Raw genomic sequence first — 12,524 nt, 5'->3', positions numbered from 1 at the left:
ATATAAGTATTAAAATTCATAGTGGTTGGGATGAAAAGACGTAAGGTTAATAAAAGTAAGTATTTTGATAAATCATATATAGAATTTATTGGAAAAACGCTTTAGAAATCCTTACTTCTGGACACAATTAATTATTGTTCTGGAGTTGTGTTGAATTTGTCCCAACCTTTCTATTTGTATTAACATTATAATTTTAAAAGGGGTCAATATGTCAAAAAAATATCTAAAGAATAATATTATCGTTGTTGTACTTTCTATTATTGTAGGATTTGCGCTCTTTTTTCTTAATATCATGTTGCCATGGATGTTCGGTCCGATAATTGCAAGTTTAATTGCGGTAAAAATATTTAAATTAGATATAAAGTGGCCGACGTGGCTCAGTAATTTAGGCTTAATTATGTTAGGCGTTCAAATTGGTAGTGCGTTTACCAAACCAGTTATGCATGATATAAAAGATGATTTTATTGCTATTGTTTTAGTCAGTATATTTTTATTATGTTTAGCTTTAATTGTTTCGTTAGGATTTAAAAAAATTGCAAAAGTCAACACTGAGACAGCGATATTAAGTGTGATACCTGGTGCACTTAGTCAAATGCTTGTTATGGCTGAGGAAAATAAGAGAGCAGATATATTAGTAGTCAGTTTAACTCAAACCTCTAGAATCATCTTTGTTGTTATTTTAGTACCACTTATATCATTCTTTTTCCAAAATCAATCACAACACCAAAATGATTTACCTCAAGCTAAGGTAATGACTGATGTCCTTGAATTGTGGCAAGTAGGAATTTTAATAGTAGGCGTGATCATCGTATATTACATTATGAAATGGATTCATTTTCCAACTAAAATGTTATTAGCGCCGATAGTAGTGCTCATTATATGGAATATTTCTACAGATCTTACTTTTACTTTAGATCAGCCAATCATTGCTATTGCACAAGTTATATATATGATTCGCGTTGGTGTTCAAATCGCTCATCTCACAGATAGGTTAAAGGGACGAATCGCAGTTGCTATTGCATTTCAAAATGTATTACTCATTTTTAGTGCACTTTTAATGGTAATAATTTTAAGTTATTTCACTCATGATCCTGTCAACGAGTTGTTTCTAGGTGCGGCGCCAGGTGGTATGAGTCAGATTGTACTCGTGGCTTTAGAAACTGGAGCAGATGTGGCGTTGATATCAAGCTATCATATTTTCCGTGTATTCTTTATTTTATTTTTAGTTGCACCTTTACTTAATATTTATTTGAAGAGATTATTAATGAGAGAATAACGCTACTGTGTCTGAATTAAGTTCATCTAATTATTGACTTAATGTGGATTTAAGTATACTATAAAAGAGAATTTAATAGCAGTAACTTTGGGAGGAGTACATTTAACGTTTTTTATAGAGAGTGCATGGTTGCTGAAAATGCACAAAAACTTAAATGGAAGGTAGCCCATTTATTACCTTATCTGAAATTAAGTAAGTTTAGGCGTGTCATGAGCGTTAATCATTTGAGTGCAATAATCAATTATTATTGAATATAGGTGGTACCACGGAACATCCGTCCTATTTATAGGGCAGATGTTTTTTTATTTTATGGAGGGATTCAAGATGGAAATGAAACCAAAGTATAATCCGCAAGAAGTTGAAGCGGGTCGTTATCAATCATGGCTAGAACAAAAGTTATTTACACCTAAAAAGTCGGATACAAAAAAAGAAACATTTACAATTGTTATTCCGCCACCGAATGTAACTGGAAAATTACATTTAGGTCATGCATGGGATACAACATTACAAGACATTTTAACACGTATGAAGCGTATGCAAGGGTATGATACATTATATTTACCTGGTATGGACCATGCTGGTATCGCAACACAAGCTAAAGTTGAAGCTAAAATGAGAGAAGAAGGTATTTCTCGTCATGATATCGGTAGAGAGAAATTTTTAGAAAAAGCTTGGGAATGGAAAGAAGAATATGCGAATTTCATCCGTGAACAATGGGCGAAACTAGGTTTAGGGTTAGACTACTCAAGAGAACGTTTTACCTTAGATGAAGGTTTAAGTAAAGCTGTTAAAAAGGTCTTTGTGGATATGTATCATAAAGGACTTATTTATCGTGGGGAACGAATCATTAACTGGGACCCAGAAGCGCGAACAGCATTATCTGATATTGAAGTGATTCATGAAGATGTAAACGGAAAATTTTATCATTTCAAATATCCATATGCTGATGGAGAAGGATATATTGAAATCGCTACTACGCGTCCAGAAACTATGCTTGGAGATACAGCGATTGTAGTAAATCCTAATGATGAACGATACAAAGATGTTATTGGTAAAAAGGTTATATTACCGATAGTAGGACGTGAATTACCAATTTTAGCTGATGAATATGTAGATCAAGACTTTGGTAGTGGGGCTATGAAAGTAACACCTGCACATGATCCTAATGACTTCGAAATTGGTAATCGTCATAATCTGGAGCGTATTGTCGTTATGGATGAAACAGGACACATGAATGAGCATGCTGATAAATATCAAGGTATGGACCGTTTTGAGTGTCGTAAACAATTAGTTGAAGATTTAAAAGCTCAAGATTTAGTAATTAAAATTGAAGATCATATGCATTCGGTAGGTCATTCCGAACGAAGTGGAGCAGTTGTAGAACCTTATTTATCAACACAATGGTTTGTTAAAATGAAACCTCTTGCAGAACAAGCTTTAAATAATCAAGATACCCATAATCGAATAGATTTTGTGCCAGCAAGATTTGAAAAAACATTTAATAGATGGATGGAAGAAATTCGTGATTGGACAATTTCAAGACAACTTTGGTGGGGACATCAAATTCCAGCTTGGTATCATAACGAAACTGGTGAGATGTTTGTTTCTGAAGAACCACCAGAAGATATTGAAAATTGGACACGAGATGAAGATGTACTAGACACATGGTTCTCAAGTGCATTATGGCCATTTTCAACTTTAGGTTGGCCAGATGAGGAAGCGGAAGATTATAAACGTTATTATCCTACAAATGTTCTTGTTACAGGTTATGATATTATATTTTTCTGGGTAGCCCGTATGATTTTCCAAGGACTTGAATTTACAGGTCAAAAACCATTTAATGATGTGTTACTTCACGGTTTGGTACGTGCTGAAGATGGTCGCAAAATGAGTAAATCATTAGGAAATGGTGTAGACCCAATGGACGTAATAGACCAATACGGTGCAGATAGTTTACGTTATTTCCTAGCAACTGGTTCTTCACCAGGACATGATTTAAGATATTCAACAGAAAAAGTGGAATCTGTATGGAACTTTATCAATAAAATCTGGAATGCTGCAAGATTTAGCTTGATGAACATTGGCGAATCTTTCACGGTAGAAGACATTGATTTATCTGGAAATTTATCTGTTGCAGACCAGTGGATATTGACACGTTTAAATGAAACTATAGAGACAGTAACAAATTTAAGTGAAAAATATGAATTTGGTGAAGTAGGACGCGCGTTATATAACTTTATTTGGGATGAATTTTGTGATTGGTATATTGAAATGAGTAAAATACCAATGAATGGTGACGACGAAGACCAAAAGAACACAACACGTTCAGTTTTAAGTTATGTATTAGATCGTATTATGCGATTATTACATCCATTCATGCCTTTTGTTACAGAGCAAATTTGGCAAAATCTTCCACATAAGGGAGAATCAATTGTGACAAGTGATTGGCCAACAGTGAATCATGAGTTAATGTTTGAAGAAAGTAAAGTAATCATGGAACAGCTTGTTGAAATTATCAAATCAGTACGTCAGTCACGATTAGAAGTTAATACACCATTATCTAAAGAAATTCCAATTAAAATCCAAGTTAAAGATCAAGATACACAAGTACTATTAGAGCGCAATCAAGATTATTTAAAACGTTTTTGTAATCCAAGTGTACTAGAAATTAACACAACAATTGAAATACCTGAAAAAGCAATGACAACTATAGTTACAGCAGGTAAAGTGATTTTACCTTTAGAAGGTTTAATAGACATGGATAAAGAAATCCAACGTTTAGAAAAAGAATTAGATAAATGGCAAAAAGAATTAGATCGTGTCAATAAAAAATTGGCAAATGAAAACTTTGTCAATAAAGCACCTGAAAAAATCATCAATGAAGAACGTGAAAAACAAAAGAATTATCAAGAAAAATATGATGGTGTTAAATCAAGAATCGAACAATTACAATCATAGGAGTCTGAGTTATGAATTATCTAGATAGTTTATATTGGATACATGAAAGGACGAAATTTGGTATCAAGCCAGGTGTGAAACGTATGCAATGGATGCTAGCAGAATTAGGTAATCCAGAGCAAAACATTAAAGCAATACATGTTGGTGGTACCAATGGAAAAGGATCAACTGTAGCTTATTTACGAGAAGCTTTAGTGAAAAATGATTACCAAATTGGAACATTTACATCACCTTACATTGAAACTTTTAATGAACGAATCAGTGTCAACGGCCAACCTATATCTAATGAAGCTATTGCAGAGTTGGTAACACAAGTGAAGCCTGTAAGTGAAAGGATGGAAGAAGAAACTGAATTAGGTACAGCTACAGAATTTGAGATTATCACTACGATGATGTATCTATATTTCGGTGCTATTCAAAAAGTAGATTTTGTAATTATTGAAGCTGGATTAGGCGTGAAAAATGATTCTACTAACGTAATCCATCCGATTATGAGTATTTTAACGAGCATAGGATTGGATCATACAGATATTTTAGGTAATTCTTATCTTGATATTGCGCATGATAAAAGTGCAATTATTAAACCTAATACACCGGTAATATATGCAATTAAGAATGAAGATGCCCTAAAGCATTTTCGTGATACTGCTGAAATGATGGACGCACCTGCGATAGAGTATGATCGTGATATATTTATAAAATCTGAAGATGATGAATTTACCTATCGTTATAAAGATTATGAACTTGAAAATATTGCTTTAAATATGTTGGGTGAACACCAAAAAGAGAATGCTGCACTAGCAATAACAGCGCTCATTGAATTATATGAACGCGGATTTATTAAAATTGACTTTAATGCAATGATTGATGGCGTAGAACAAACACGTTGGACAGGCAGAATTGAAGAAGTTTCAAAAGAACCATTAATTATTATTGATGGGGCACACAATAAAGAAAGTATTGATGCTTTAATTGATACAATACATCGATACTATCAACGTGATAAAGTCGATATTCTTTTCTCAGCGATTGAAGGTAAACCAATTCATCATATGTTAGCTGCATTTAATGATATTGCAGAACACATTTATATTACAGAATTCGATTTTCCAAAAGCATTGCCGAAATATGCTTTATATGATGAAATTGAATTTACAAATAAATCTATTGTTGATGATTATGTTCAATTTATTAAAAATTACAAAGGTGATTGTTTATTAATCACTGGAAGTTTGTACTTCATTAGTGAAGTAAAATCTAAAATAAATTTTAATTAAATTTCTCCCTCCTATTTAGACAACAGATTTTAATTTTAATGGTCTAATTAGGAGGGACTTCATTTTATTCAGCATTATGGACTCTAATATGTAAAATTTGAAATTTGACTCTAGGACGCTCGACGCATATACTACAAATACAAAAAAGGAGGAGACTATGATTGTAGTTATTCTAATGTTTGGTGCAAGTTTAATGAGTTTTTTAATGCAAGTTTCAGAACACAAAGTACTTAAAATTTCGATGTTATGGAATAGGAGTCGTTGTCAGAAGTGTTATCATACTATTGCGTGTTACGATTTAATCCCCATATTTAGCTTTTTAATTTTAAAAGGGCGATGTCGACACTGTGGTACAACTATACCTCTTCAGCTATTTATCGCAGAATTATTAGGTGCTTTCTTATTAATATTACCAATTTACCTCGCTTTAGATATCTATCTTTCTTATTTTTATCTCATTTCCCTTATATTATTAACTTTATCTTTTATAGATATTCAAGATTTAATAGTGCCACATCGATGGTTATTGTTATTAGTGTTTTGTTTAGTTGGCTTAGGGATGTTTAATCATATTACTATAAGTCAGTTATTGTTATCCGCTGTTCTTTTAGTGTTTGGTATGATATTTCCTAACTTTATAGGATTTGGTGATATCAAATTATTAATGATTTTAGCACTGGCACTACCATTTAATTTTATGGTATTACTACTTTTAATCCTTTTTCCAATCGCTTTACTATTACTTCCTTTTTACTATTTATTTAAATTAGTCCATTTTCCAATAATACCGCTTGTCCCTTCCATTTTTTTAAGTTTTATCATTATATCAATAATGTTTAAGCAATTCTTATTTTATTTTGGGGGTATTTTATGATGCGAATCAACGATTTATTACATGAAGAAAAACCAAAAGAAAGGTTAAGATTACATGGTGCGAAAGCATTATCAAACACGGAATTACTTGCAATATTAATTAATACAGGTCGAAAAGGAAAATCAAGTCTTGAAATAGCCTCTGAAATATTGAAACAGTATTCAAACTTAAGACAGTTAAGAGCTTTATCGATAATGGAATTACAAAATTTTAGTGGGATTGGAGAAAAGAAAGCAATAACATTACTTGCGGCTTTTGAATTGGCTTCAAGAATTTATTTTGACCGGCAAGTATTATTATCAGAACCAATAAAAGGCCCTGAGCAAATTGCTGAGTACATGTATCATGATTTAAAAGGGATTGATCAAGAACATTTTATCGTTCTTATACTTAATACAAAGCATCATATTGTACATAAAGAAACATTATTTATCGGGACGCTTAACAGTGCTATTATTCATCCAAGAGAGGTATTTAAAGTTGCACTAAAATGGTCAGCTCATGCAATTATTGTTGTTCATAATCACCCCTCAGGGGACACAACACCTTCATCAGCTGATATTACCACAACAAAACGACTTATTACATGTGGGGAAGCTATGGGCATAGAATTATTAGATCATATTATAGTGGGGGAGGATAACTTTACATCGATTATGAGTGAAACACAGTTCAAATGAAAAAGTTATAGACATACTTACTATGACATAGGTATAAAGACTAGAATTATCATATTGATTAAAGATTTTGAAGTATTGTCATTTGATGAAATTAAAATATATAAAAATTGTGGGAACTATAGAAAAGTTGGTAAATGAGTTACAGCGTTATTATCTAAGAAAAACGTTGCCATAGTAATTCTTTCTAGGAAGCTCCCACTTCAGAAAATTTAAGGATTATCTAAATTGTAAGTAATTCACAATTGTTGAGTTAGCCATAATATTAAGTGATAGCCTAAATATAATAGCAAAAGTACAAATCCTAGCCGAATTAAAAAGCTAATTAGTGAGACACTAAAACGGAAGATGAGAATTACTAATAAAATAATAAGAAACAAGGAAATTAATCTCAAATAATCACTCCTTTAACTTTATTTTACTATGTAATGCCATAGGTTGCATGTTTTCATGATTAATTCCATCTAAAGAACGATGTAGAGGGAATTAATTCAAGATATACTAAGTATGATAAAAATGTTCTTAAAGGATGACATATAGTGAGAAAGCAAATTAATATTTCAATAATTATTTTACTGTTAATAGGTTTAATTGTATCGTTAAAATTCATGCCCGTTGTTAATCAACAAAATTGGAATCCTTTAAAGCATAAATTAGCTTACCAATATGTTGATGAACAAGGTTATGAAGTACCTGCAAATGGTAGGGGTTATATCATACAAGAGAACACGTTATTTAGAAACGTTCCGAGTACACAATCTAGAAATGTCTTTAGTTGGATAGATAAATATGAGTTTATGCAAGTTAATGAATTGACTCGAATGGGTTTTGATGACGAATATTTAATTGCTGAGCAAAACTCTCGATTTATTTTATACAACTTCGGTGAAAAACAAATGCGTGTATATACCACAGAACACGACTTATATTATGACTTAAATCAAATGGGTCATCCTATTAAAATGTTTGCTCTTGAAGCATATAATGATAAGTCAGAATAAAGTATAGACTTGTATTTCATAATTTTTTGCGTTACCCTGAATTTGAATGATTATTAGAAAGGTGAGTATAATGACTAATCAAAATAATCAAGAGCAAAGTAACGAACAATTAAAAGCACAAAAATTATTCGCGAAAATGCGTCAAAAAGAATCACAACAAGAAAATGCAAAAAATGATGCGAATGCATCAGATAACACATCTAAATAATATTTAAGTTTCTATATTGAGATTGGGACTCATTCATTTAATTGTCACTGTAGTCTCGATCTCAATAATATAATTTTGAAATTTCATCCCTATCTTTAACACTCTTTATAATAACCAATTTTTTAACATTTTCTTTTCTTTCGTTTGATGTTACCTCTGTTTATCTAATTTAATTATAACTTCCTTTCTTGTTTGAGAAACATAACACATAATTATAGTAGTATAGTTGCTTTGGTTTATTATACATTTATTTAAATTTCTAAATTGAAGCAGTTCATTAATTCGGACTTTATTAAAAGAAGAGATTCATTTAAAATGGTACAGTATAGGTAAATACATAGAACATGAGGTGTTAAGGTTGTCCAATTTTTTTAAGAACAATAAACTTGTCGTATTATTTTGTTCAATCATTATCTTTATTGCATTAATAGGACTTTCTATAAGGTCAAATTCACAATCCGTTCCGGAACAATACATAGGTGATACCGTGAGTTTTGGACAGCGTGTTTTTACTTATCCTGTGCATATTATATCTGGCTCTATTCACCAACTATTTAATCATGAAAAAGATGAGAGCAGTAAAATAAAACAACTCGAGGCTGAGAATAATCGTTTGAAATCAGAAAATAAAAATCTAAAAAAAGAGCTTGATATGACTGATATCTCTAAATACAATCCTGTATCAGCGGCAGTTATTGCACGTCAACCTGATCAATGGTTAAATACACTTATTATTGATAAAGGAAAAAAAGCCGGTGTAAGAGAAAATATGGCGGTTATGACAAATGAAGGTTTAGTAGGGAGAGTCACAAAAGTAAACCAATTTTCTTCAAAAGTAGATTTGATTTCAACTAAAGGACGTACGAATCGATTGTCTGTCAATATCCAGCATGACTCGGATGAAGTTTTTGGTCTTATTGACCATTATGATGAAAAGCATCATGAGCTTATAATTAGTGATATAGACAATAAGGATACGGTTGAAAAGGGTGACCAAGTACTGACTAGCGGTTTAGGCGATGATATGCCTAAAGGATTATATGTAGGAGAAGTACAAAAAGTAGAAAATGACCAATATGGACTATCTAAGCAAGTCATTATCAAGACTGGGGCGGATATGAATAATTTAGCACACGTATATGTCGCTAAAAATAATAAAGTAAGTAAAGTGTCTACAGAACAAGGTGAAGAATAATGAAAACATTTTATTATTTCTTAATTTCGTTAATATGCTTTTATTTAGATACGTTATTAACATTCTTATCGCCTATTCGTATTGGAAATTTTGATATCATATCTGTACCACATCTAACGCTGCTTTTCATTTTAGTGATTGCTATTTTTAAAAATACGAATATCGCATTGATATTAAGTGTTTTTTTAGGAATTATACATGATGTTTATTTTGGACAAATATATGGCGTATATTTATTTGGAAATTTAATATTCACATTAATAGTTGATAAATTCATCAAAGTGTTCTACCGTGATCAAAAAATGATTTTTATATCATTATTAGTATTAACCGCATTGTTTGAAGTGTTTGTAAGCTTAGTTTATGGTGTATTAGGGTTAGTAGAGCTACATGTAATCCAACTTATTTTCTTAAGAATTATGCCAACAGTTATTTTTAATGCGTTATTAATTACTATTATTTATACAGTTATAAGTATATACAAAAATCGTAAACATACTGTTGACAGTAAGTGATGATTAATGATATTATGCAGTAGTTGAGTAGTTTTATAGCTACATACAACCGCTCAAATATAGGTTTTAAGTACGAATGTCACCTATATATGGCGTGACTTAATTTTAGGAGGTGCAAAGTATGTTTGCTATTATTGAAACAGGTGGAAAACAAATCAAAGTTGAAGAAGGTCAAGAAATCTTCGTTGAAAAGTTAAATGCTAACGAAGGTGATACATTCACTTTCGATAAAGTTTTATTTGTAGGTGGAGATTCAGTTAAAGTAGGAGCACCAACAGTAGAAGGTGCAACAGTAACAGCGACTGTTAACAAACAAGGTCGCGGTAAAAAAATCACTGTATTCACTTACCGTCGTCGTAAAGACTCTAAACGTAAAAAAGGCCATCGTCAACCATACACTAAACTAACTATCGATAAAATTAATGCATAATTATGATTAATGTTGATATTAGTTTAAATGACGAAGGTCAAGTGTCTGATGTGATTATGACAGGTCATGCAGATTATGCAGAGCATGGACAAGATATTGTGTGTGCCGGAGCTTCTGCAGTGTTATTTGGAAGTATCAATGCTATAATGGGACTAACTTCTGAAAAACCTGACATTGATTATGATGATGAAGGTGGATATTTTCATGTGCGTTCTGTTGATCCATCAAATGAACAAGCACAGTTAATATTACAAGCTATGATCGTCTCTCTACAAACGATGGAAGACGAATATAAAGACTATATTAAATTAAATCTTAAGTGAGGTGTAACTCATGTTAAAATTAAACTTACAATTTTTCGCATCTAAGAAAGGGGTAAGTTCTACTAAAAACGGTCGTGACTCTGAATCAAAACGTTTAGGTGCTAAACGTGCTGATGGTCAATACGTTACTGGTGGTTCTATCCTTTTCCGCCAACGTGGTACTAAAATTTACCCAGGTGAAAACGTAGGTCGTGGTGGCGATGATACTTTATTCGCTAAAATCGACGGCGTTGTAAAATTTGAACGTAAAGGTCGAGACAAAAAACAAGTTTCTGTATATGCAGTTGCTGAATAATTTGTCAATTTAAACACCAGAAGTTGGCTTCTGGTGTTTATTTTTTTAGGTCATATTTTTAAAGAAGTTCATGTTAAAGATGATATGCAATATCTGATTTGTATTAAAGACAATTGTTGTACCATCAAAAATAGAACTAACTTTAACTAAATAAATTGTTATATATTAAATGTAAAAGAGGTGAAAAAATGTTCGTCGATCAAGTGAAGATATTTTTGAAAGCTGGCGATGGTGGTAACGGTATTACTGCATATCGTAGAGAAAAATATGTGCCTTTTGGCGGCCCTGCTGGTGGTGATGGGGGTCGCGGTGCTTCTGTAGTATTTGAAGTTGATGAAGGACTGCGAACATTAATGGATTTTAGGTATCAACGCCAATTTAAAGCTAAAAAAGGTGAAAATGGTCAAGGCAGTAATATGCATGGTAAAAATGCTGAAAACTTAATATTGAAAGTGCCACCAGGGACTACAATTAAAAATGCAGATACTGAAGAAGTTGTAGCTGATTTAATTGAACATGGTCAACAGGCTACAGTTGCTAAAGGTGGACGAGGTGGACGTGGAAATTCACGTTTTGCCACGCCGAAAAATCCAGCACCAGATTTCAGTGAAAACGGAGAACCAGGAGAAGAAATAGAAGTTACATTAGAATTGAAGTTATTAGCAGATGTTGGTCTTGTAGGTTTCCCTAGTGTCGGAAAATCTACATTATTATCTATTGTGTCCAAAGCGAAACCTAAAATTGGTGCTTATCATTTTACAACAATACAACCTAATTTAGGAGTTGTAACAACACCAGACCAGCGTAGTTTTGTTATGGCAGATTTACCAGGTCTTATTGAAGGTGCGTCAGAAGGTGTAGGATTAGGACATCAATTTTTAAGACATATTGAGCGCACTAAAGTGATTGTACATGTTATTGATATGAGTGGTATGGAAGGGCGAGATCCATTTGAAGACTATCAAACCATTAATCAAGAATTATCTGCATATAAGCAACGTTTAGAAGAACGTCCGCAAATTATAGTTGCTAATAAAATGGATATACCAGATGCAGAAGAGCATCTTAAACAATTCAAATCAAAAATAGATAGTAATCTTCCTGTTATAGCTATTTCTTCTTTCACTAAAGAAAATATCGATCAATTACTGTATACGATTGCTGATACACTTGAAAAAGTTAAAGATGTTGATTTCAGTATTGAAGAAGATACAGTTGGTGTAAATCGTGTGCTTTATAAACATACACCGTCACAAGATAAATTTGAAATTACTCGTGATGACGATGGGGCGTATGTTGTGAGTGGTAATGCGATAGAACGTATGTTCAAAATGACTGATTTTAATAGTGATCCGGCAGTACGTCGATTTGCAAGACAAATGCGTTCAATGGGAATTGATGATGCGTTACGCGAGAGAGGCGCTGAAAATGGAGATACAGTACGTATACTTGGTGGAGAGTTTGAATTTATTGAATAGATAAGGAGGCTGTACGA

At 32.3% G+C, this 12,524-nt stretch carries 13 protein-coding genes and 2 other annotated features; all 13 genes read left to right on the top strand.

The genetic code is table 11. From position 1 onward, the window contains the following. Window positions 1-208: 208 nt before the first annotated feature. The 13 genes from HHH54_RS01125 (at window position 209) to obgE (ending at window position 12,507) form a co-directional block, all read left to right on the top strand. A complete protein-coding gene (locus tag HHH54_RS01125; RefSeq protein WP_198616987.1) occupies window positions 209-1,276 on the top strand; it encodes an AbrB family transcriptional regulator in 1,068 nt (355 codons plus the stop codon). Between the two features lie 77 nt (window positions 1,277-1,353). Continuing rightward, window positions 1,354-1,561 (top strand) — a binding site (T-box leader). A 39-nt stretch (window positions 1,562-1,600) separates the two neighbouring features. Next, complete coding sequence (locus tag HHH54_RS01120; RefSeq protein WP_198616986.1) at window positions 1,601-4,234, top strand: valine--tRNA ligase; 2,634 nt, start codon at window positions 1,601-1,603, stop codon at window positions 4,232-4,234. Window positions 4,235-4,245: 11 nt separating this feature from the next. Next, window positions 4,246-5,511, top strand: a complete 1,266-nt coding sequence (locus tag HHH54_RS01115; RefSeq protein WP_198616985.1) for a bifunctional folylpolyglutamate synthase/dihydrofolate synthase — start codon at window positions 4,246-4,248, stop codon at window positions 5,509-5,511. A gap of 157 nt (window positions 5,512-5,668) precedes the next feature. After that, the gene (locus tag HHH54_RS01110; RefSeq protein WP_198616984.1) at window positions 5,669-6,385 is read left to right on the top strand and encodes a prepilin peptidase; all 717 of its coding nucleotides are present in this window, start codon (window positions 5,669-5,671) and stop codon (window positions 6,383-6,385) included. Beyond that, window positions 6,385-7,065, top strand: a complete 681-nt coding sequence (radC, locus tag HHH54_RS01105; protein WP_198617070.1) for a RadC family protein — start codon at window positions 6,385-6,387, stop codon at window positions 7,063-7,065. Before HHH54_RS01110 ends, radC begins: the two co-directional genes overlap by 1 nt. A gap of 536 nt (window positions 7,066-7,601) precedes the next feature. After that, complete coding sequence (locus HHH54_RS01100) at window positions 7,602-8,063, top strand: DUF4930 family protein (RefSeq protein ID WP_349771819.1); 462 nt, start codon at window positions 7,602-7,604, stop codon at window positions 8,061-8,063. A gap of 70 nt (window positions 8,064-8,133) precedes the next feature. Beyond that, the gene (locus tag HHH54_RS01095) at window positions 8,134-8,271 is read left to right on the top strand and encodes a hypothetical protein (protein WP_198616983.1); all 138 of its coding nucleotides are present in this window, start codon (window positions 8,134-8,136) and stop codon (window positions 8,269-8,271) included. Window positions 8,272-8,629: 358 nt separating this feature from the next. Beyond that, window positions 8,630-9,466: a rod shape-determining protein MreC gene (gene mreC, locus HHH54_RS01090; protein ID WP_198616982.1), complete on the top strand. Its 837-nt coding sequence runs from the start codon at window positions 8,630-8,632 to the stop codon at window positions 9,464-9,466. Further along, window positions 9,466-9,981, top strand: a complete 516-nt coding sequence (gene mreD, locus HHH54_RS01085; RefSeq protein WP_198616981.1) for a rod shape-determining protein MreD — start codon at window positions 9,466-9,468, stop codon at window positions 9,979-9,981. The genes mreC and mreD overlap by 1 nt, the downstream gene beginning before the upstream one ends. 37 nt (window positions 9,982-10,018) lie before the next feature. Then, window positions 10,019-10,091, top strand: a sequence feature (ribosomal protein L21 leader region). Between the two features lie 11 nt (window positions 10,092-10,102). Continuing rightward, the gene (gene rplU / locus HHH54_RS01080) at window positions 10,103-10,411 is read left to right on the top strand and encodes a 50S ribosomal protein L21 (RefSeq protein ID WP_198616980.1); all 309 of its coding nucleotides are present in this window, start codon (window positions 10,103-10,105) and stop codon (window positions 10,409-10,411) included. A 2-nt stretch (window positions 10,412-10,413) separates the two neighbouring features. Next, the gene (locus HHH54_RS01075; protein WP_198616979.1) at window positions 10,414-10,734 is read left to right on the top strand and encodes a ribosomal-processing cysteine protease Prp; all 321 of its coding nucleotides are present in this window, start codon (window positions 10,414-10,416) and stop codon (window positions 10,732-10,734) included. A gap of 10 nt (window positions 10,735-10,744) precedes the next feature. Next, a complete protein-coding gene (gene rpmA, locus HHH54_RS01070) occupies window positions 10,745-11,029 on the top strand; it encodes a 50S ribosomal protein L27 (RefSeq protein ID WP_037574233.1) in 285 nt (94 codons plus the stop codon). Between the two features lie 188 nt (window positions 11,030-11,217). Next, window positions 11,218-12,507: a GTPase ObgE gene (gene obgE / locus HHH54_RS01065; protein ID WP_198616978.1), complete on the top strand. Its 1,290-nt coding sequence runs from the start codon at window positions 11,218-11,220 to the stop codon at window positions 12,505-12,507. Window positions 12,508-12,524: the final 17 nt, after the last annotated feature.

It is taken from the genome of Staphylococcus canis, from assembly GCF_016238445.1.
Classification (GTDB): Bacteria; Bacillota; Bacilli; order Staphylococcales; family Staphylococcaceae; genus Staphylococcus; species Staphylococcus canis.
This window is presented reverse-complemented; position numbering and strand designations above follow the sequence as displayed.